The 22,620-nt window shown below is 43.9% G+C and carries 19 protein-coding genes and 1 pseudogene; all 20 read right to left on the bottom strand.

Annotated features, from left to right (window positions below):
• Positions 1 to 14: 14 nt before the first annotated feature.
• On the bottom strand, positions 15 to 473 hold the full coding sequence (locus ACYQ2N_RS18620) for a (2Fe-2S)-binding protein (protein WP_460000914.1): 459 nt from the start codon (positions 471 to 473) through the stop codon (positions 15 to 17).
• A 22-nt stretch (positions 474 to 495) separates the two neighbouring features.
• Entirely contained in the window at positions 496 to 1,350 is an 855-nt protein-coding gene (locus tag ACYQ2N_RS18615) for an FAD binding domain-containing protein (protein WP_460000913.1), read from the bottom strand.
• A gap of 90 nt (positions 1,351 to 1,440) precedes the next feature.
• Positions 1,441 to 3,375: an oxidoreductase gene (locus ACYQ2N_RS18610; protein ID WP_460000912.1), complete on the bottom strand. Its 1,935-nt coding sequence runs from the start codon at positions 3,373 to 3,375 to the stop codon at positions 1,441 to 1,443.
• 265 nt (positions 3,376 to 3,640) lie between these two features.
• Positions 3,641 to 5,134 carry a sodium:solute symporter family protein gene (locus tag ACYQ2N_RS18605; RefSeq protein WP_460000911.1) on the bottom strand — a complete coding sequence of 498 codons (1,494 nt, stop codon included), beginning with the start codon at positions 5,132 to 5,134 and terminating at the stop codon, positions 3,641 to 3,643.
• Positions 5,135 to 5,399: 265 nt separating this feature from the next.
• On the bottom strand, positions 5,400 to 5,876 hold the full coding sequence (locus ACYQ2N_RS18600) for an SRPBCC family protein (protein WP_460000910.1): 477 nt from the start codon (positions 5,874 to 5,876) through the stop codon (positions 5,400 to 5,402).
• 11 nt (positions 5,877 to 5,887) lie between these two features.
• The gene (locus ACYQ2N_RS18595; RefSeq protein WP_460000909.1) at positions 5,888 to 8,221 is read right to left on the bottom strand and encodes a xanthine dehydrogenase family protein molybdopterin-binding subunit; all 2,334 of its coding nucleotides are present in this window, start codon (positions 8,219 to 8,221) and stop codon (positions 5,888 to 5,890) included.
• A 25-nt stretch (positions 8,222 to 8,246) separates the two neighbouring features.
• A complete protein-coding gene (locus ACYQ2N_RS18590; RefSeq protein WP_460000908.1) occupies positions 8,247 to 8,717 on the bottom strand; it encodes a (2Fe-2S)-binding protein in 471 nt (156 codons plus the stop codon).
• Positions 8,718 to 8,735: 18 nt separating this feature from the next.
• Positions 8,736 to 9,587 (bottom strand): FAD binding domain-containing protein, encoded by an 852-nt coding sequence (locus ACYQ2N_RS18585; RefSeq protein WP_460000907.1) that lies wholly within the window; start codon positions 9,585 to 9,587, stop codon positions 8,736 to 8,738.
• Positions 9,588 to 9,610: 23 nt separating this feature from the next.
• Positions 9,611 to 10,432 (bottom strand): carbon-nitrogen hydrolase family protein, encoded by an 822-nt coding sequence (locus ACYQ2N_RS18580; RefSeq protein ID WP_460000906.1) that lies wholly within the window; start codon positions 10,430 to 10,432, stop codon positions 9,611 to 9,613.
• A gap of 16 nt (positions 10,433 to 10,448) precedes the next feature.
• Positions 10,449 to 11,804 (bottom strand): dihydroorotase, encoded by a 1,356-nt coding sequence (locus ACYQ2N_RS18575; protein ID WP_460000905.1) that lies wholly within the window; start codon positions 11,802 to 11,804, stop codon positions 10,449 to 10,451.
• 257 nt (positions 11,805 to 12,061) lie between these two features.
• A complete protein-coding gene (locus ACYQ2N_RS18570; protein ID WP_460000904.1) occupies positions 12,062 to 14,893 on the bottom strand; it encodes a GAF domain-containing protein in 2,832 nt (943 codons plus the stop codon).
• A 201-nt stretch (positions 14,894 to 15,094) separates the two neighbouring features.
• Complete coding sequence (locus tag ACYQ2N_RS18565) at positions 15,095 to 15,328, bottom strand: hypothetical protein (protein WP_460000903.1); 234 nt, start codon at positions 15,326 to 15,328, stop codon at positions 15,095 to 15,097.
• Positions 15,312 to 15,500, bottom strand: a complete 189-nt coding sequence (locus tag ACYQ2N_RS18560) for a hypothetical protein (RefSeq protein WP_460000902.1) — start codon at positions 15,498 to 15,500, stop codon at positions 15,312 to 15,314. Before ACYQ2N_RS18560 ends, ACYQ2N_RS18565 begins: the two co-directional genes overlap by 17 nt.
• A gap of 73 nt (positions 15,501 to 15,573) precedes the next feature.
• Positions 15,574 to 15,693: a Ger(x)C family spore germination C-terminal domain-containing protein gene (locus tag ACYQ2N_RS18555; protein ID WP_460000901.1), complete on the bottom strand. Its 120-nt coding sequence runs from the start codon at positions 15,691 to 15,693 to the stop codon at positions 15,574 to 15,576.
• Positions 15,694 to 15,724: 31 nt separating this feature from the next.
• A complete protein-coding gene (locus ACYQ2N_RS18550; protein ID WP_460000900.1) occupies positions 15,725 to 15,898 on the bottom strand; it encodes an EscU/YscU/HrcU family type III secretion system export apparatus switch protein in 174 nt (57 codons plus the stop codon).
• Positions 15,895 to 17,028 (bottom strand): AAA family ATPase, encoded by a 1,134-nt coding sequence (locus tag ACYQ2N_RS18545; protein WP_460000899.1) that lies wholly within the window; start codon positions 17,026 to 17,028, stop codon positions 15,895 to 15,897. The genes ACYQ2N_RS18550 and ACYQ2N_RS18545 overlap by 4 nt, the downstream gene beginning before the upstream one ends.
• Before the next feature lie 766 nt (positions 17,029 to 17,794).
• A complete protein-coding gene (locus ACYQ2N_RS18540) occupies positions 17,795 to 20,476 on the bottom strand; it encodes a TOTE conflict system archaeo-eukaryotic primase domain-containing protein (protein WP_460001754.1) in 2,682 nt (893 codons plus the stop codon).
• Between the two features lie 66 nt (positions 20,477 to 20,542).
• Positions 20,543 to 20,812 (bottom strand): hypothetical protein, encoded by a 270-nt coding sequence (locus ACYQ2N_RS18535; protein ID WP_460000898.1) that lies wholly within the window; start codon positions 20,810 to 20,812, stop codon positions 20,543 to 20,545.
• Between the two features lie 624 nt (positions 20,813 to 21,436).
• A complete protein-coding gene (locus ACYQ2N_RS18530; protein WP_460000897.1) occupies positions 21,437 to 21,979 on the bottom strand; it encodes a hypothetical protein in 543 nt (180 codons plus the stop codon).
• Positions 21,980 to 22,217: 238 nt separating this feature from the next.
• Positions 22,218 to 22,613, bottom strand: a pseudogene (locus ACYQ2N_RS18525) ((2Fe-2S)-binding protein); the annotation flags it as partial.
• Positions 22,614 to 22,620: the final 7 nt, after the last annotated feature.

Below are 22,620 nucleotides of genomic sequence, written 5' to 3'. Positions count from 1 at the left end.
AAATTGTATTTGATTTAGTCACAGGCGGCCTTTACTGCCTTAACGATGTTTACATAACCCGTGCAGCGGCAGATGTTGCCAGCTAACGCCCTTTTAATTTCGTCTTCCGTCGGGTTAGGATTCTCATCCAGCAGAGCCTTAGACGCCATAATCATTCCCGGTGTGCAGAACCCGCATTGGAGAGCAAAGTTATCAATAAAGGTTTTCTGAATAGGATGAAGACCATCAGGACCGGTAAGCCCTTCAATGGTTGTAATGTCTTGGCCGTCAACGTCCACCGCAAGGATCATGCAGGAACTTACTGCTTTTCCATTTAACAACACAGTACAAGCGCCGCAATCTCCTGTGTCACACCCTTTTTTAGTTCCGGTTAAGCCCACTCTTTCCCGGATCACATCGACCAAGGTTTCCCTCGGTTCCACTTCCAGCTCGTACTTCTTACCATTAATAAATAGGCGAATTAAAGATTTCAAATTAACCATCCCTCCCTAAGACCTACTGACCCCGCTGCTGCGCCTCGGCAATAGCCCGCCGAACCATTACCCCAACCATCTCGCGACGGTATTCAGCCGTGGCGCGAATGTCCGTTATCGGCTTGGCGGTGCGCATCGCTTCGACTGCCGCGGCTTCAATGGATTTTTCGCTTATCCTTTCGCCCCTCAGCTGTTTCTCGGCGGCCTCGGCCCGAATCACGGTAGGTGCAACCGATCCCAAAGCAATCCGACAATCCCGGCAAACATCGCCATCTAAATCCAGAGTCACTGCGACTCCGACAACTGCAATCTCCATCGCTTTTCTTTTACCAAGTTTCAGATAGGAAGAGGTTTTCTGCTGGTCCTTTTTAATATTGATATCTATAAGAATTTCATCTTTGTCAAGAACCGTAAGTCCCGGACCCTTAAAAAAACTCTCCAGGTCAACTTTGCGTCTGCCTAGCGGACCGATCACTGTTACCTGGGCACCGTAGACAATCAGAGCGGGGACCAGGTCAGCAGAAGGTGCAGCTCGCCCAATGTTGCCCCCTATCGTTCCCAAGTTTCTTACTTGAACCGAACCTACGCTGCTGGCTGCATCGGCTAGGGCGGGAAAGTTTTCCCGCACCAGAGGAGACTTTTCAATAGAGCTGATAGTGGTCATAGCCCCGATAGTTAATCCTTGATCTCCTTGGATAAAGTCCAAAGCTTTGAGTTTTTTTAAGCTAATTACCTTCTCCGGTGACTGGTCGCGGTTAAATTTCATCTCGACAAGTAAGTCAGTTCCCCCTGCCAATATTCTAGTGGCAGGATTGGTACCCAGCAGATAAATTGCTTCATCGACAGAGTTTGGCTGAGCAAAATCAAACGCTCTCACATGCTTTCCTCCTTTTTTACAAGTTATTCAATTTTGAATCTTGCCTACCTGGTCATTCTCACCTCCCTACTCTTGAAACACTACTCGCGTCTACAGATTCATGGCCAACTCTGCTGCCTCATTAATGGCATCAATTATTTTCCCAGGCTTTTTGCTGTCCCCTATTACATATACCGAGGGCGCAGCCTCCCTCAAATTTGCAGCAAGTCTTTCCCTTGCCACAAACCCCACGGCTAAAATAATTGTGTCGGCATCAAGAGCTAAGATCCTTTGATCTTCATCGGAATATTCCAGCCCATTCCCGACAATGCTGGTAACTTTCGCGGAAGTAATAATTGTAATCTGTTTTTCCTTTATTTGCTGGTTAATTTCGAGTTTGTTAACGCGCACGACGTCATAGGCTACCTCTTCCAACATCTCTAAAACCGTAATATTTTGAACTGAACTGGCTTTTTCATGTGCTAAGTACAGTGCCGTTTCGATTCCAACCAGGCCACCACCTATGATCGCCACCTTCCCTTTGACCTTCGCTTTTCCCGTTAGAACCTCTGACGCCGTACACACCCTTTTATCGTCTATATTTTGAATCTTCGGCACGAGGTGTTCTGAGCCGGCAGCAACTACTAAAACATCGGGCTCCAACCTCTGAATGTCTCCAAGGCTAGCCTCCTGCGAGAGCCTTAGGTCGATGTTTAAAGAGTCCATTTGGTGCTTGTACCATGCAATCAAGTTTTTTACATCCTGTTTAAACTCAGGGATGGCTGCAACAGCGGCATTTCCCCCTACCTTACGGTTCTTCTCAACAATTGTGACCTTATGTCCCTTTTGTTTGGCGATTCTGGCAAATTCCATCCCAGCAACCCCAGCACCAACAATCACTATCTGCTTGCTTTCGCTGATAGGCCGCAGTGAGAAACTGGCCTCTCTACCTGTTGCTGGATTGGTAGCACAACGCATGGTTTTGCCCTGGAAGAAGCGTCCGATGCAGCCGTCATTACATCTAATGCAAGGGCGAACTTCCTCGTTTCTTCCTTCTCTTAGTTTATTTGGCAAATCTGGATCAGCAACAAGGGCCCTGCCCATAGCTACTAAGTCCGCATCTTCATTTTCAATTATTTTAGGCCCAACTTCGTGGTTAATGCCCCCCACTGAAATCACTGGAATGCTGACAACCTGCTTCATTTCCCTGGCTAAATAGGCTAAGTGGCCACGTTTTAGATAGGAAGGCGAGATCATGTACTGGTGGGATTCATAGGTGCCTCCTGAAGCATGGATGTAATCAATCCCTACATCTTCAAGCATTTTAACGAATTGTTTGCTCTCCTCCAAGGTAATTCCATCAATTAGGAAGTCGTCAACATTAAGCCGGAAACCGATGGTGAATTTTTTGCCAACTCTCTTTCTGATCTCTTTTACAATCTCCAGCGGGAATCTTACCCTAGCGGCAAAATTAGGTCCATACGCGTCATTCCTCTTGTTAAATCGTGGAGAGAGAAACTGATTAATCAAGTAACCGTGAGCTCCATGTATCTCTACGCCGTCAAAACCTGCGTTCTTGACACGTAAGGCAGCTTCTCCAAAAGAGTTAACTATCTTTAAGATTTCTTCGATGGTTAACTGCTTGGGGATTTCGCCAGATTTCGCTGGAATAACAGAGGGGGCCAGAGGAGCTTGCTTAATAAGGTATGAAGGAGATTGACCGCCTCCATGACATAGCTGCATTAATGCTTTCGCACCATGAAACTTAATTATTTCGGCGAGCTCACTTAACCCAGGCAATAAATTGTCATTATATACCCCAAGCTGACAAACGGCTGCTTTACTGGCTTCTTCGTCAATATAGCTATACTCTACAATTATTGCCCCGACCCCACCTTTGGCCCTAGTTTCGTAATACTTTAATAATCGTGCATTAACAGAGCCATCGGTATTGGATAATCTAGTGCTCATAGGAGGCATGACCATCCTATTCCTCAAGACCATCGTGCCAACCTGAATCGGTTGCCAGATTTTTGCTGTATTCATCTTACTTCTCTCCTAACATCAAAATGCATTTTAATTCAGCGACTGGTTTCCTCCTCTAAATGTCGCTCATCAATGAGGTAATTGTTGGGTCAGTCTAATTAATTTGTTGGCTTCATTATGGCTAGCGAAACCGCAACGTGAACTATACTCCAAATCATGAGTGCAATCACCCCTGCAAAGCTCGCCCAAATCCAGAAACTGAATAATCCGTTAGTTAACATACACTAACCCTCCTCTCTGTCGGACTTGCCCGATTGGTCAATAGCTAGGCCGGGATATGCTGATCTCCGAACAATTCCATTTGTTCAGGCTTGGTCGGTGCAACTAAAGACCATAAAACCGTAATTGCAGTACCGATGATAGTTCCTACAAGTGTAGCTATCCCGGGTGAGTTGGCAAAGAATAGATATATCGTCACTATTTCGCCGAGTAAGATAGCCCAAAACAAGCCTTGCCTGTTAACACCTTTCCAGAAGATTGTAAGCAACATTGGTATTCCTAATGGCGCATATACTGCGCACGCCAGAAGCACCATGAACAATACCGAAGGTTTAACAACCGCACTGAAAATAATGGCAATTAAAATTGCTCCCACGATGTAGTACTTTAATCTGAGCAATACGGTCTGGTCATTAGCAGCTTTTGTCTTTCGACGTTCACACCAGAACTCGTAGGCTCCCTTCAGCATAGTCGATTGAGCCATTGTTGTGACTGCAACTGTTCCACTGCCAGCAGCGAAAACCATGAACATCATCAAAAACTGAACGATTTTCGGTGAATACAGCACTGTTAAATAAGGATAAATTTCACTGCTATTAGCCGGTGCGGCTATGTGCCCGGAATTTACTAACGCAAAGCCAACAAAACCCATGGCTCCCGACAAGGAAGTGATCAAGATAACCCAAACAAAGGCAAACATATAACCTCTTCTGAGTTTTTTGGGTTTGCTGGCAATCCCCGGTTGGTACCATTCTTGCACGGCCCAACCGGAAAACCCGTAGAGCAAGGTCGCTAAAAGGAATACTTTTGCCGCTTCGGGATTCCAGAGACTTAATACTTCCGGCTTTGCCAAATTCTGCGCAGCCACATTGGCATATTGAAGAATTGCAGAAGTTCCGCCCGCTCCGCTAACAATATACGGAACATTTGCCACAACGCCTATACTAGCTATAAGGGCAAATATCCACGAAGCTAAAGCTGTGGTCCACAGGCCTCCCCTTACTAAATAAACTATGGTAATTAGGCCTAATGCCGTAGGTCCTACCCAGTATGGGACCACCCCGCGGCTTAGGGCGCTAATCACAAACCCAGCTCCACTAACATTAAATAAAAGTGTTAGGTACGATCCCATCCAAATAATCAGAAGAAAAAGCCCATAATTCTTATCGTTGAAACGGTGTTTAATAAAATCCGTAAGGCTGTCAATTTGCAGTCTGTCACTTATCTTTTTAAAGCGGGGAATGATTAAGCCGACAAAAAACAAAGATAAACCATACATGGAGTACATCCATAAACCACTGGCACCAAAACTTAGACTAGACTCGGCTGCACCCATGGTTGACGAAGTAAAAATCCAGGCCGAGACTAAAATTGCTGTAGTTAAAGGCCATGGTAACATTCTTCCGGAAACCAAGTAACTTTCGATATCCTTAACAACTCGCATTTTAGAAACGACAAAACTGACTGCCACAGTAAGTACTACAAACAGAAATATGGCCAGACCGATCTGAAAAATTATCGCCCCTGTACTCTCATTCATTATTACCCCTCCTCGTAAAGCATTTTGTGTAGCTTGAAGACTACTGTTATAAAGTGTCCGCGAGTTACCTATCTCTGAACTCATTCCAAGAATATTCTGAAAAATACACTAATCTTTTTCCTTCTCTCCTATATCTCGCGGCTATTCATTCATGCACCGTGCTCGTATTACTTTTTGTAATTAAGGCGTTGGCAATTGCCCACGCGAGCTCAGTTTTGACAACGCCTGGCACCCCATCTAAAGAGTTGATAAATTGATTTTTCTCTTAACCGCTAATTTTTTCCAGCGGTTGATTAATGTCTTCAATAAGCTTTTTCATGCTTAGACTCCATTCTTCTGCCATGCCCTCCACTTTAGCCCGCATAATCCGTGCGCCCAAATTTGCTAGGGTTCCGGTAACGCTCAATTCCGAGTCGATAGCAACTTCCGTGGAGCCGTCACTCAAAGAGTTTAGTTCGAGAGTCGTGGTTTGACTGACATTACTTAAAAGACCAACCCCCTCGCCCGTTGTGTAAGTCACTATACGAAAAGGCGCTTCTTGCTCCACAATCTTGCTAATCAATTTGAACCGGGCCTTAAGGTATGCAACCTTAACAGTTACCCTACTCAGATACGTGTTGTCATCTCTCACTTCCACTTCTTCACAGCCAGGAATTGTCTTACCAATGTTATACGGATCAAAAATGACTTCCCATACTCCAAGTATAGCAACGGGAGTTTGAAACCTGGTCGAAATTTTCATAATGGTACCTCCTATTCTTTTCTCGCCAAAGCCTGAAATACTCGTTCCCTAGTCATCGGCATTTCACCAAGGCGAATCCCAACAGCATCATAAATTGCTGCCTCAATTGCAGGACCGACAGAAATCATAACGCCTTCACCGATTCCTTTTGCTCCGAAAGGTCCCTCATTGTGATTAGCTTCAACGATAAAAGTTTTAATATTTGATGGCCCAGGTATTTCCCTCGTGGTTGGAATTTTATAGTCCATATAATTCGGATTCAATACCGCACCATTGTCAAGTGCCATCTCTTCGTAAAGAGCGCTGCCAATAGCCATCCCGATTCCACCATCCATTTGTTGCTCGCATAATTTGGGGTTGATGGCTTTGCCCATGTCATACGCACTGCAAGCCCTAACAACACGCACCTCACCCGTTTCTTCATTCACTTCGACTTCCACTCCGGTTGCCCCGTGGATGTAAAAGGCTACAACTCTTGTTCCCTGCCCGGTTTGAGGATCTTCGGGAGAGGCATACTGATACCAAGTAGCTTTGCCTAAAAGTTCACCGCCTTCCTTCAGAACCTTTCCAGAAGCGAACATCGTTGGAATAAACAGGTCACTGAAAGCTATTGACCGGTCGGACGATCTTTTGACATAGATCCTTCCGTTAGCGGTTTCGAGTTCTTCAGGCGAAGCTTCTAGCTTTTTGGAAGCCTGTTCAAACAGTTGTCTCTTGGCATCCTTACATGCTAAACGTACAGCATTACCGGTATTATAAGTGGTACGGCTTGAAATGGAGCCCTGGTCATAAGGTGTAATCAGGGTATCACCAGCTACGACCTTGACTTTATCAAAGCCAACATTAAACTCTTCCGCTGCGATCTGTGCCAAAACCGTTCGTGAACCCTGTCCCATTTCGTCAGCACTGGTTCTGAGCTCTACAAAACCATCATCGTGTAATTTGATAATTGCACACGATGCGGTCGGAGCAATGCTGTATTTATTGGCAAGCCCAATCCCGCGCCCACGTTTCCATGGTCCTGAACTCTTTGATTTTGTTTGGTTGTAACCAATTTCTTCGACTACCTTCTCTAAACATTCTTTGGTGCCATAGCTGTGAGTGGTTTCCCCACTGACATTGATGTCCCCCTCGGAAAGAAGGTTCTTACGTCTAAGCTCAACGGGGTCAATTTTTAGTTGATCTGCAATACGATCCATTTGGCATTCGATAGCCCAGCAAACCTGGTTGGAGCCAAAGCCTCTGAAGGCACCTCCAATCGGAAGATTAGTATAAACTCCGTAAGAATCCAGTTTGAAATTTGGAACCTTATACGTTCCCACCGCCCCGAAAGAGGCATTGCGGACCGTAAGATACCCGTATTCGGAATACGCGCCTCCGTTGAGGATAATCTTTACTTCCCGGGCAATGAGGGTTCCATCTTTTTTCACTCCGTCCTTAACATAAACAACGGAAGGATGGCGAACCGTAGCAGAAGTAAACACTTCCTCACGAGTAAAGGCAAACCGCACCGGCCTGCGGGTTTTTATGGCTAGGCCGACGGCAATAGCTTCGGTCTTAATCTCGACTTTCCCGCCATATCCTCCACCTACATAGGGAACGATGACCCGTACCTTGGAAGAACTCATTTGTAATGCATCACAAAGCATCTGCTTGATACCATATATGGTTTGGGCGGAAGTCCATACCGTAACATCTCCATTTAATTCGGCCCTAGCCACTGCAACATGCGGTTCCATTTGGCAGTGTTGGATCATGGCAGTCGTGAAGCGATTTTCAATAATCACATCGGCTTGCAGAAAACCGACCTCAAGGTTCCCATGGCGTATTTTGTAGTGGTTGTATACATTGGGTTTGTCATCATCAAAAGCGGGAGGGACGACGGGAGAAAAACTATAACTGCGCAAATCAGGATGAACAATGGCTGGGGGATTGGTTTGCATTGCAATCTCAGGATCAAAGACGGCAGGGACTTCTTCATACTGAACATCTATTAATGTTAAGGCCTCCTCAGCAATGTCCTCAGATTCCGCAGCAACCGCCACCACGGGTTCCCCCACGAAGCGAACCCTGTCAATGGCCATGGTGGGCTCATCGATCAGGCCTGCTCCATGATTTGTTTTAGGCAGGTCAGCCGCCGTCAGGATCCCAACCACACCAGGTAATTTTTCCGCTTCGGTGGTATCAATTTTGATGATTTTGGCATGAGGATAAGGGCTTCTCAAGACTTTGGCCCAAAGCATGTCAGGTAAAAACATGTCATACACGAACATGGCTTTGCCCGTAACCTTTTCCAGAGCATCGGACCTTTTAACACTCTTTCCAACGACATTTAAGTCACTCATTTTTCTTTTACTCCTTTCGAACGATTTACTGTCCGATCCTTTCTGCTGCATCCAAGACCGCCTCGACAATTTTTACATAGCCCGTGCAACGACAGATATTGCCATGCAGCCCATCGCGTACTTCTTCTTCTGTAGGATTTGGATTTTGATCCAGGAGCGCTTTGGCCGACATTAACATGCCGGGCGTACAATAACCGCATTGAACCGCATGCTTATCGATAAATGATTCCTGCAAAGGGTGCAATTCTCCGTTGTTGCTCAAACCCTCCACTGTTAAAATTTCTTTTCCCTCCGCTTGCAGGGCTAGTACTAGGCAGGACTTTACAGACATCCCGTCCATTACCACGGTACAGGCCCCGCAGTTTCCTGTAGAGCATCCCACCTTGGTCCCAGTCAGTCCTAATTCCTCTCTGAGTACATCCCTCAGGCTTTCCGAAGGAGAAACCTCAAGATTGTATGATTTTTGGTTTACGTGTAATTTTAAGGGGTATTTCATTTTGTTTTCCCTCCTTTTCTAGGCTTGCTTGGCACGACGAAACGCCGTTTGAATAACATTGCGTAATTTTATCCTAGCAATTTCATATTTATATTCTTTGGATACATAAGGATCCAACCGGATAATTGATTGATCGAAGTGAGGGTCGATTTCTAGATCTCCTTTGCCTCCTTGCCCTTGCAACTCTTTTTCAAGGGTATTCAGACGTATCGGCATCTCACCTACGGCTGCGACAACTACTACTGCCCGAGTAATGCCTTGGGAGCCCATTTCAATTAGAGCTGCAGCTGAAGCGAGGGCCATATCCCCTGCCCTTACTGCCTCCTTTTCATAAGCCATGCCGGCCTTTACACTTGGTAAAGGAACTACAATCTCTTGTAACATTTCGCTGACTGTCAATTTTGTCTCCAAGTAACCCGTAATAAAGGTTTCTAAAGGCATCTCAGCCGAATGGCTCTGGCTGATTACCCGGACTTTGGCACCAAGGGCTATTAATAAGGGAGCTAAATCCCCAGCCGGATCAGAATGCGCCAGGTTACCTCCGATGGTGCCCCAATTTCGCACCTGTACCGAACCAATTCCTGTGAATACCTCCGCTAGCACGGGTAGCTTTTCGCGGACCAGAGGCGAGGTTTCTATCTGGCGGTGAGTCGTTAGAGCCCCAATTTTTAACTCTCCCCCTTCCTCTTTAATGTAAGCTCCTTCCTTTATGCTTTTCAAATTGACCAAATGCCCAGGAACCACAACCTTTTGGCGAAGCAGAACCATCAGGCTCTGACCGCCGGCTATCAGTTTTGCGTCATCCTGATGTTTGTTGAGAAGGTCACAAGCCTCTTGGAAAGTTTTTGGCTCGTAATAATACATGGTCATCGTCTTTAAACCCCCTTGAATAACTATTTTTTCTTCGTAATCACTTTGTACAGTTCAGGCCGCCGATCGGCAACAATATCAAACTCATATTCTCCTGGCCGGTTTATCACGTGCTTTTCGTCTGCTTGTGAAGGTATAATTTCAGCTGTAATCAGGTTTTCCGCGACGTTATCTCCTTCCGCTAAAACCTGGCCAAAGATATTTATGATTTGGCTGCGTCCGATGAAGCGCACCCCGTTTTCAACTCCAACCCTGTTGGCTGCTACAATGAAAGCCCTGTTTTCACAGGCCCGCGATTGAAATAGGTGGTTTGGATACGCTTCTGCACCGGTAGGCAAATTCATCGGATTCAGAATAACCTGGGCTCCTTGCAGTGCTAACGCGCGGGCCGGTTCCGGAAAACGCTGGTCATAGCAAATTAACATCCCCATTCTTCCCAACGGCGTTTCAAACACCGGCAAATCATTGCCGGAGGAGGTATACCGGTCAACGCCTAAGCAAAGAAGGTGAGTTTTTCGATATTTGCCCACCAAACCTTCAGGTGTAATTAACAGGGAAGTATTATAGATTTTATCTTTGCTCCGTTCCAATAAGCCTACTACAGCCGAAATTCTGTGGTCGCGGCATGCTTCAATCAAACGCTGCGAACTCTCACCGGGAACTTCTTCGGATACTGATAAAGCTTCCTCGTAACTTGAAAAACAGTACCCTGTTAAGGTGCATTCGGGAAACACGACGATTTTTGCCCCATGGTGAGCCGCTAGTCGCAAATAGCTCAAGCACTTCGCTAAATTTGACCGTTTGTCCTTAAAGGCGATATCGATTTGCGCAACTGCTACCAACACGTTAAACCGCTCCTTATCAGCCTAGTTCCTGTTGGTAAGCCGGTATGAACTTCCCAGCAGGGCTACCAACAATTTTGCCGTCTTTAGCAACCACCTGACCGCGTACCATTGTGAGTACCGGGCTCCCCTTGAGGGACATGCCTTCAAACGGAGTGAAATCTGAGATGTGGTAAAGATTTTCCGCTTTAACTTTAACTGTCTTGTTCAAATCAACAATCGCGAGGTCAGCATCGGCACCGACTGAGAGAACGCCTTTACGAGGATGAAGACCAAAAACTCGCGCATTGTTGAGAGTGATTTCAGCTAATTTTTCTAGTGTTAGCCTGCCTTTGTTAACTCCTTCAGAAAGCACAGCCGGCAACATGGTTTGAACCCCGGCAAAGCCCACCACTGCAGACCAGAATTCCGTTTTATGTTTTTTAGCACATGGAGCATGATCCGAGCCTAGACAACTGAGGGTTCCATCCCTTAGTCCTTGCCAAAGAGATTCATTGTCCTCCGTATCTCTTAAAGGCGGATTTACTTTACCCAGAATACGATCGGCCCGTTTAGTAAGGGTTAAATATTGGGGGCATGTTTCTCCAGTAATATCAACTCCTTCAGCCCTCGCACGCCTTATTTCCTCTGGTCCTTCCTTAGCGCTCATATGGACGATATAAACCGGACAACCAGTCTCCTTCGCAAAAAACGCCACACGTCGAATTGATTCCACTTCTGAGAAATTTGGTCGTGTATCATGCCAGTCAATGTCTTCATTTTCTTGTTTGAGAAACTCATCTTTAAGTTTGAAAAAGACCTCAATATTTTCACAGTGGCAAAGAGCGCGACCCTTTGGATTTAACTCTGCTATCTTCTTAAATCCCGTGTAAATAATTCCATCATCGATTCCAACGGCCGGTGGTACAGCCTCCGAACCCCGGTAAGGTAAAAAGAATTTAAAAGAGCGAACGCCTATTTTAGCTGCTTCGGGAATTTCTTCAATATTTTTCTCGGAAAAAATCATACCGTGGAAAGAACCGTCTACATAGGAACCTTGTTCAAACTTGTGTTTCTGCTCTTGTATTCCTGCGATTAAACTTTCAGGAGCCATCACATAGTTCAGTACTGTAGTCACTCCGCCGGCTGCTGCGGCCTTGGTCGTCGGTCCCAAATCCTCTTCGAAGGGCCAATCCGGCCAACCAATATGTACGTGGGTATCGATTAACCCCGGAAGTACGTACAACCCGTTGGCGTTAACGGCTTCCTTAGCATCAACCGAACCACCCTTATCTACGATTGCTACAATTTTCCCATCGTTAACGGCAATATCACCTTCTACGATTCCCCAGGGATAAACCAGCTTGCCGTTTCTCACTACTAGATCAATACTCATAGACGCCATCCTCCTTCAACTATTTTTTAACTATTTTGAATATACCAAATAAACTCAGCTAAAACACTAGGACAAAAACCAATTATCACTTATAAAAAGCGAAAAAAATTTGTGGCTAAGCCACAAATTACCAATCTGAATTATCGTCAGCCCCGTATAGAGAGAGATTTAAGTTTGTCGCCTGTAGTTCGAAAAAATGGTCCGAGTGCAGCAAAAGGTGCAATTCCATTAGTTTCAAAGGATCTAGTCAGTTGGTTCTAGGGACTCTGTCTGCCAATTAAACCCTTGAGTAGCTCATGCCCTTTCAGGGCCAAAATTACTTTTTGCACTTGTTCCGAGTTGTCTAGTGAAATTTTAAGTATATCTTCAATTTTTTTAATCCGATAGCTGATTGTGTTTGGATGAGTGAAAAGCTTTTTAGCAGTTTGGTCAACATGTTTTCCCAGGTTAATAAATTCTTTCAAGGTATCAAGCATTACACCATGCCGATCTTTTAATAAAAGGTTTCCAATATGTTTGGTCACAAATTGACTCAACCACTCGATTCCCTCCTTTTGGTAAGTCTTATAAATCAAAGCGTACACTTCCAACTCTTCAAAGGTAAAAGCTTGCCCCCGCCTATTCAGTAGCCTGGCAAGTTCAATATGTTGCGCAGCTTCCAGAAAGACTGTCCTTATTTCCTTTACTCCAGAGGCTAGACCTGCTGAAATTATGGTAAAAAAGTCAGTCTTTTTGTCAGGTAGATAATTCGTAAGAATTTGCTTGATACGCTTGATATGTTTGTTCAACAGGGCGTAGTCCTGATTAATGAGCAGTTTATCAATCAGTATTAAAGCAAAACGGTCATTCGCTACTACAAGGGAAAATTCGAAAGAGCTTTTGAGATAGGTACGGAGGGATTCGAGGGTTTTTAGCCGCAATAAGCTCTGCCCTGAGACCAATCCTTCCCCCAATGCCCCTACATCGACAACCATAACATAACTGGATCTGATTAAATCATAATTAAAATAACCGGCTTCACGCAGCATTTCGTCCTCATTTTTTTTGCCGTCAATAAAATCTTGTAGAAAACCCTTTCCAAGTTGGTCGTGGATTTCCAATGCCGTCTTCTCTTTGAGCAACGCCATCCCCAGGACCGTTGCGGCTTTATCTATTACCATAAAGCCAAACTTATTAATAACATTAGTTGTTGAAACAATTGAAATATAGCCCCACACTTCTTGTCCAAGAACAATTGGGGCTACCAACTGATCAAAAGGATATCCCCGGCTTGGATTAGCTTGGAGATATACTGGTTCAAGTATTTTGCAGAGGCTTTTTCTTTCCCGTGCTAAGGCCGGATGCTTTAGAATTTGCTCCATTGCAGGAAAATCTGCCGAAAAATCACTTTCCCAATATACTACTTTCCTACGGTCTTCCACGCGGACTGGATTGCCGACCAACCTGGCCAAGGCCCTAATCATATCCTCAATTGTTTGACCTTCTAAAAGCAAGCGTGAGAGTTCGCGGAAAACATTTACAGAACCTTCGAGCAGAATGGTATGGTTTTCTGCGACTCGGCACATTTCCTGTTCCTTTTTCAACCTTTGCTGGAGTTCATCAATCAAACATGCATTGTTAATAGCCACTGCGGAAAAATCGGCAAAGGCCTGCAATATTTCTATATCTTCCGAAGAAAAGGCATCGACCTCAGAAGAATAAACGGCAATCATCCCTAAGGCCTTATTGTCAAATAGGATCGGCACTGCAACAATTGAACGATAGCCATATTGCCCAGTTTGCTCACGCCAAGGGCCGAAATCCGGATCCAACTGGGTATCACGTATTAAATGTGGTTGTTTTGTTTTTATTGCTTTTCCAGATGGGCCTTTGCTAGTCACCGAATCATCAATAGTTACCTGTATCTTATTCACATACTCGGTATCCAAACCAACGAACGCATCCGGTCTTAAAAATGCAGTCTCTTTTCTGACCAAGCTTATCCAAGCAAGTTTAGCTGAAAGCGTTTGCGCAGCTAGATTAACGATATCACTAAGAACCTGTGATAGCTCTAAATTCGCAGAAATTTTTTGGAGAGCAAATTGGAGAGACATTAGCTTTTTTCGAATATCTTCTTTTTGACGACGAATTTCCGACCACTCCAGAAGTTGACCTAAGAGCCATGCAATACTTTGAAGACCCGAAATTTGACTATGCTTAAACATGGAGAACTGTTCCGAATAGCAATATAAATTGACGAGTCCCAGAAGTATATTTTTTAATCCGTAAATAGGGATTGAACAAACTTGATTGTCTTTCGCGTTACCGGAACTTTCCCGACTAAAATAAACCTCTCCTCCCTCCTCGGCATTGCGAATAAATTCATATTGCTGTGTAGTTAGACTATTACTGGATTCGTATGAACAGATCCTAGTTAAACTAACATAGGTATAAGCTCCCTCCCGTTTTAAGAGAACCTCAGCGTCTTCAAATAGGCCTGAAGAAATCATAATTTCTAGGCATTTCCTCATTAAGTCCTCATCAGCTAATATCAAAATATCACTACACGACAGCAATCGTATATTCTTTAAGACACTTTTAATCCGCTCTCTGTGTTTAACATGTTGCTTCTTATGAATTGAAATTATGAGAAATTTCGTTAAATTCGCAATAATTTGCTTATTAATTTCAGGGGCTAAACGAGAACTTTTGCTTCCCACTATTAACCATCCCTGGACGACCTTTTGAGAGTCAAATAGGGAATAAACCTCCGGATTCGTCAAACCTGAAGAATTCAGACAAGATAGCAAATTAACTATACCTGATTCCCGTCCGTTACAATTCCATTCTTCAGCTTCTGGCCCAGGGATCTGCGAACCAGCGAATTCCAGAAGCTCAATTTTATTATCGGAAGAAAGCCACCATATTCCAGCAAAATCTAACAAAAGAGCCTTCGTTAAAGATTCCAAAACCTGCCGAAGCTCGAAGTTCTCTGAAAGTATGTCGTCAACCAAGTATTCAGTAATTTCAGACAACTGTCCACTGCCTTGGACATTTAACGGTAAGACGTTAGATTTCGCCCTTTCCACAAAATTAACCTTTTTCTTCATCGCTACCCCCCCTATTGACGTCAGACCATTCCGAAAGGCAAATTAAAAAGTCCAGCGGAGTTTGGCATTAATGACAACAGACTGGCAACCTTGATTATTGGCTCTTAGCATTTGAATCATTTTAGCCTAAAATTAAACTAAAGTCTACAATAATTGCCCTAAACAGTTAAATGTAACCATGAAAACTATATAACAATTTGTTTAGTCGGCAATCGACCCGACGTTTTTGCTGATGCCATCGATCGCGTGAATTTCATGCTTTAAGTCGTCTAAATTGACTGCAGCAGCTTTCTGCAAAAAAACGTTGATCATATTGATCGGCTCGTTCAACTCTTCCACCGTTTTGGTATTACCAGTTGCATTTTCCGTCAAATCCCTCATGGCAAAGTTAATTTCTTGGGACGAAGTTGCTACTTCTTCAGGGGTTGCTGACATTTCCTCTGCAATCGCAGCAAGCTCCGCAGCTTTTGGCTCCAACTTCTGATACTTTCAAATTTACTTGAAAAGCAACGAGTTCTGCATGTGCCAACCCAAAATTGCCTAAAGCAGCAGCAAAATCATTCATATCCTTATTTTCCATTACTTTTTCTTTCTTCTTTATAATCATCCAAGTATGCTCCTTAATAATTCTTATTAATAATGTATGAGAATTTTAAGAAGAGTGACTCCAGAAATCACCACTATTTGCTGTGGCCCACGCGTACAATCTTGGAATTAACTTTTACTTCTACTTCTACCTGGGAAAATTTATCTTTCCAGTGATCTTTAAGCTCCTTCCATTCCTTGGGATACTTGCGCATAGCAACGTGTGTCGTTCAATATTTTGCTTTGTCAGCCATGACTCGACCTCTTTTTGGTTTCTTCATCAAGTCGCCATACGAAGGCTAATAGTTCAGCGACGGCTTTGAAAAGCTTCGGGGGTATTTCATGGTTCAGTTGGACCTGTAGAAGAGCTTCAACGAGGGCAGGGTTTTCCTGAATAGGGATCCTTTGAATCCTACTCAATAGACTTCAATCGTACGGACCAAATAGTCTTTCAGCATCGACTCCACAAAATAATAACTTCCACGACTGGACTTTTCGATAATAGCCTTAGCAAGCAATGTATCAACAGCTCGTTTTATTTCGTTGGGATTACTGCTCTGGCCTGAGTAAATACGTTTGCCCTTAGCTAAGGCAATCATAACATTCCGAGTATGTGTCATTTTCCCCAGATCATCTAAAAGTTCATCAAAGACCGGTGATAAGGTTGCTAAGGCCCTGGCGTAACCAAACAGTACGAAATCAAGGGTCAGCCTTTCTTCGCCTGCTTCCAGTAATGCATAATGGATTTCCGAACACAAAAGCATAGTGTCTTGTGGATGCCCGCCACTTCTTGCAAGGATCTCGGATATCGCTCCGTCATTAACCGATATTTTCTTCTCAACGAACTTCCGGGAAATGTATTTTTCCCAGGCACCAGCCGAAACAGGTGGAATCGGTAATATTGTAGCAAACCTGTAAAAAGCCTGTCGTTTATCGCCAAAAATAGTGTTCATCATGCCTTTTTTTGATCCGAGAAAAATATAGGCAACGTCCTGCTGGGTTTGAAAATAGGAGCGCATAACCTTGAGCGTATCTTCACCAGCAATACGGATGGCTTCTTGGAATTCATCAAACACAAGCACAGTATGCTTGTTATCCTTTTTAGCCAGAACGTCAGGTAACTGTAGCGCGTAGTTGAGTAGTTCATCATCACTTCTGTTTTCTGAGGGTAAGCCTAATGCGATTTCCAAATCTTGTACCTTAGCGGTTAACTTTGCCGCTCCTGTAATTTTCTTTAGGCCATCTTTCAAGGCGGTTGTCGTCTTACTTATACCGCTGCGATTTTCGTAACAAGCATTAATAATGCCCAGGGCTAATTCCTTTTTAGTGTTGTAACGGAACAGGTCAACAAAAGCGGTGTAATAACCCTTGTTCTTTAGTCGTCTCAAGACCTCTAGCGCAAGAGATGTTTTTCCGATCCTCCTCGGACCAGCCAACATAATACTTTGCCCTTCAGATAAACGTGTTTCGAGGGAAACCAGAAAATCTCCGCGATCCACAATGTCTTTCTCCGATACGGGGCCGCCTAAAGGAAATAATTTGCCGGGCATGTCACCATCTCCAATATTACTTATTATGTAACATTATATTACATGATAAGTAATATTGAAAGTAGAGAACTCAGCAAGAAATCGCGTTAAAAACCCTGTCAATAGAGGTAACATCGCTGATGTGAGAACTTCAATAAGATTTTTTCCATATTGAAGTCCATCATAAGCAAAAAGAACCCGCCTAGTCTAGGGCAAGTCCTTTATCGAGTTCTTTATTTGGATAGCTTGTTGGGCATTTATTGGGCATATATATTTAGTCTGCCCAATTTTTACCACTGAAACTCGCATGAATACTGGTCGGAGCGACACGACTTGAACGTGCGGCCTCTACCACCCCAAGGTGTTTAATTTCTCGAACATATGTTCTCAATTTGCATTAAGACACTTTAATTATGCGCCCTTCTAGTGTTCTCCTTTGTTCGGGGTGGAACACTCTTTTTTATATATTACCATCTTTTTTTGCATTACATTTTGCTCATTGCATTACAAATTGCATTACACTTAGACCCGAGGTTATCCGGCACCAGGACGGCTTAGATTTCGGTTGCAGAATGCCCTTTAGAATCCGAACTTTTTTGAACTCATAACTTTAAGTTGAGATCGCGCTGCCCGTTCTTTTATATTCCTGATATATTCAGATCTGGTCATACCTGGTTTCTTCATAATGCCGTTCCCTTATCTTACGAATCTCCTTCATTGCTTCAGATTCCTTCATTTTCATCACCATCGCCTTCCCCTTCAACGATAATCTCAGGTGTAATTATCTCTAATTATAGATACTTTTCATTAGCTCATGTGCAATATTTGGGCTCTCAAGCCGCATTATGCTCTCTTCAGAACTGCCAAAGCTCAACAGATTAATGCTTCCGTACCATACCAGTTTTTGATCCATAACCGCAAACTTTTGATGGATGTTGGAACGGAAAACAAGAGTAATCTTTTCATTCTGTAAAAGTCCCAGGGCTTCGACCAAGCCCGCAGGGTTCTTGCCCTTGAAATCTTCCTTAGGTCTGGTGACAACAACCACCTTAACCTTTTTCTCAACTGCAGCCCGCAAATATTCCAGCATATTTAGAACCCTCTTTTTGGTTATGAAAGGGCTAACTATGACAATTTCCTTTTCCGCGCTGATAATGTCATTGCTGTATACCGGTAAGAAGCTCTGCTTATCGAAGATTATGTCGATGGGGTTGGGCCCAATGCTTTCTCCTTTTGCCTTATATCCTATTGAAGCGTAACCTGACAGGCGCTTGTGGTACATCTTCTCCAGCATTCTGACATTAATATCTACATAATCATAAATCTGCACTTCACTTTTGCCTTCACATAAACGGTGGAGCCTGCCGGCATACTGCTGCAGAGTACCTTTCCAAGATATTGGCATAGCCAAGAACAGCGTATCAAGCCTCGGTTCATCAAAACCCTCCCCGATATACTTTCCAGTTGCCACCAATATCAAAGGCTTATCTGTCAGAGTGTTAGTAATCCTTTCCCTCATTTCTCTCGTTTGTTTTGCTCCCATGCCCCCGGTAAGTGAAGTGACGTTCGGAATAGTTTTACTTAATTCCTTGGCAATCCGCTCTACATGGGCAGTTTGTTCGGTTAAAACAATGCAGTTCCGGCCGTTTTCATGGCATTTGATGATGTCCTCAATAATCTGCTGATTTCGCATTTCATTAACCACAATTTCTGCATACAACTCTTGGATAGTAATTTCTTTTTCTGCTTTATCCAAAGGAACCCTAAATGAGGTAAAGCGGGGAACGATATAGTGTTCAAATGGCCGCCGTTTGGCTTGCTTTAAGGCATCATCCCGATACCGGATCGGACCGCACTGCATGAAAATAATTGGATGGTGTCCGTCCTTACGGGTCGGCGTCGCCGTCAGACCGTATACATATTTGGCAGAAGTTTGTTTCAATACTTGTTCAAAACTAACCGCAGACACATGATGGCATTCGTCAACGATGACCATCCCATATTTTTTTACGCACTCTTTTACTTCACCTTGTCTGTACAAAGATTGCATGACCGCAATATCAACGATCCCGCCTAAACTGTCCTTTCCGCCTCCGATCTGTCCAATTACACTTGACTGTTCTTTCCGTCTGCGCGTTTTCTTCTCACATTTCGGAATGACCTCATTGATGAAAAGAAACTCCTCAAGTCGTTCCTTCCACTGTGAAACAAGGCTGACCTTGTCCACCAGTATCAACGTGTTAGTTTTTCGCTCAGCAATTAGATTGATTGCCACAACAGTCTTGCCGAAAGCCGTTGTACCACACAGTACCCCATTCGTGTGATTAAGCATCAAACGTACAGCTATCGGCTGCTCATCCCTAAGAATTCCATTAAACTCAACATCAATGACTTTCCCCTTATTCGTTTTATCAACCCAATTTATTAAAACACCGGCGTCCTTTAGCATTTTATCTAGTGCGTCTTCACAACCCCTTGGCAAACAGATGTATTCGACCGTCTCTTCTGAACAAGAAATAACTCTTGGTTTATCAAAGGTAGGCATCCGCATGGCTTGAGCTTTGTAGAACTCAGGATTCTTAAATGCTGCCAGCCTTTTAATCTGGTTAAGCGCCCTTTCGCTAAAACCTGACTTCGATATATAGAGCATACTGCCTTTGACTATTTCCGTGTCTCTGGGGAAATCCTCTTTCTGCAAATGGACTTTGACTGTTTCCCAAGGTTTTGGTGCTTCTTCTTCATCCTTTTGCAGTACTCCAAGTTCATGACCACGGCACAACCTGCCAATATAGTCCTCGACTTCTTCTTGGGAAAGCTTTCGAAGCGATACGAGAAAGCCCCACTGGTCTGCGTAAGGTTGGAAATTCTCATCAATAAAAACACTATTGTTTTTCTCTCTCGCTGCCTTCTGAAGAGGGAGGGCGATGAGGTTACCAAGACCGCCCTTGGGCATGGTATCTTGATTAGGGAAAAGGCGGTCGTAGGAGTTAAAATTCATTTCATGTCTTCTGCTCATGGTGAAAGTAATTATTGCCGAACCAAGCTTTCTGGCCAAAGAGGCTCCAATCGCTTGTTCAAAGAAAATCCAAACATGGGCACCGTTTCCCGAGCGGGAGCGCTCAACTGCAATAGGAATACCGAACTCCTCACAAACTTCTCGTATCGCTCTGACATCTTTTTGCCACTCTTCATCATCAAAATCAGCAGCAACAAACCAGCAGGTTTCATCCGGCAACAACGGGTAAATCCCGGCAATTATTTTGCCCCTTAAATGCTCATTCACCAGACTGTCACTTAGTGCAACATAGGCTTTATAAATACAATCGGAGCATTTTCCATTGGGCTTAGGGCAAAGTCCTTTCTGCCATTCATTACTACAAACCGGCGTATATCCCGAATTGCCCTTTTTATTTTGCCAGCGCTTGGCAAAGACATCCTCTCTGCCTTTGAATAAAAGATTTCGTTTAATTTCGTTGGCATAGCATACTGTCTAACATCGGCAAGAATGTAGCTTTATTAATTTAATGAAGCTACATTAACCAATGTATTTTTCCAGTCCCGAATCACCAAGAATCATTTCTGTCCCACACCTTGGACACACTATTTTTTCGCCAAAATCTTCTCCAGGTATCTCTCTCATAAGTAAAGACCCTGCTCCACAAGAAAGGCAATACCCGGCGTCGTATTCCCACTGACCTTGCGCCATTTCATAACAGGTTTTTTGCCACAAGACTAATTCGATTAGCCCAGTGTCAAGTCCGGTTCTTTCCTCAATATATTCAATCTCATCCAGACTACTAGTCATGGTTTCACTACTCTCAGCTAGTTCCCAAAACTCTTGATCAATATCAATTACCCGATTAACTGTTACATTGACATTGGCACCTGGGATATTAATTCTTTACGATCACTTAAGCCGTTCGATGATAAACTGCTTAACATTTGTTAATTCATCAGCTTGCATAAAAACTGTCCTCCATCTTCCCTTTATTGTATCAAAATCCCAGCGAGCTTGTCCAGCATTTTCAACCTCCTCAGCCCGTTGTCTATATTTTGCGGTGAGCTCCCTCTCGGGACTCCCCGTCGGCTCTATCCAATGTACACCACGAGAGTTGAAAACTCCAAGTCGAAAACCAGAACGCATTTTTTCTGAATCCTTGCGGTTAAGAGCTTCGGCAGCGGTTCGATCGATCCATAGACCATTAGAGTCAGGTGGACAATATATGAGGACATTTCCTACATGGGTAAGTGCCACTTCCAAATGACCTGATTCAGAACATATTCGTTGGGTTTCTGTAAGCCATTTATTAAACTGATCCGCTAAAAAAGAGCCGTCAGGTTGTAATCCTGGTGGGGTTCTCCATTCATGAAGTAGTCGCCATGAATTGGTAGCAATCGCTTTCTCCTGTTCGCTAGGCTCCTTCTCAGTTTATTCTTCTTTCCTTGATTTATAGACCAGACGAATCACTTCACAGAAAAAGTCGGAGTGTGACGCCAAACGATTCTCTAAAGATTTTGGATATGTGCCGTTATAACGTTCAAGTAGCGGTAGATAAGCCCATTCAATAGGGAATAGTTCATCGAAATTGGAATCAGGATCATCTTGTAGTGCCTTAATTACTTCAATAATGTCATGCACGTCCCTCGAATACGCAGGCTCCGGTGAAGTAACTGCTGAAAGAAGCGCCTTAATACTTAGGGCCTTGTTCAGTGGTTGCTTTTTATGTAACATCCTGCCTAAGCAATCAATAGCAGCATTTGGTCTGCTGTATTCAATTAACTTTTCTATGGCAAGCTCAAGCTCACAATCAGTTTGATAAGGGTATACCGGAGTTCTACTCCAGTACTCTACTTCAGAAGTACCAAGTAAAGCATTTGATCGTTTCCTGTCTCCTCCGTAAATGGAAGGTAAGAAAGTAACTGTCCAATCTGAGCAAGAGTCCAGCCAATTAGGTCTAAGCTGTCGACCCATTCCCTAGGATGCAGGTAGCTCGGCCAAAAAGATTTATTAAATAGCTGCCAGCAGAGAACTGTATAGGGAAATAACGGAAGGCGGTTTGCAATAAGCTTGCGAAGCTGTTCAAACTAAAGAACCGGCAGTTGGCGGCATCATTATGTTCCCCTTCCTGTTTCACCTTCTATTATCGAATGTTTGTATTTCTCATTTCAAGACCTTTGGCAATCACCGATTGCACTACCGATGAACATCAGCCACCGGCAGGATTTTTTGTCAGGCATTCACAACCAGTGTTAGCCCCCGTATGCCTCTTAATATCTTCAAGGTTAGAGCAGCACTGAGCTACAGCCACATGATAAAGAATTTCCTCCTTAGTAACACCTGCACAATAACAAATGAGAACCGGGGGCGGGACATTCTTAAACCAGATCTTGTTGATTAATCGGTCTTGAAGTATTGTTTTGTTCCCGTCATCAGTATAATAGGCGACCTCACAATCAGGAGTTCTACAGAGGAAAAACTGTTCTCCTGCAATTTCCACATCAGATTGCACCTGATATTCAACTGTTATTTTATGTACTTTCTGCCCTATCCCGTTACAAACAGGACAGGCCGGTATTACTTTTGAATTTGCAGATAGTTCAAGCATCATGGGG

The sequence above is a fragment of the Paradesulfitobacterium aromaticivorans genome, from assembly GCF_054657415.1.
The sequence above is the reverse complement of the archived record's forward strand: the minus strand, read 5'-3'. Positions and strand labels throughout refer to the sequence as shown.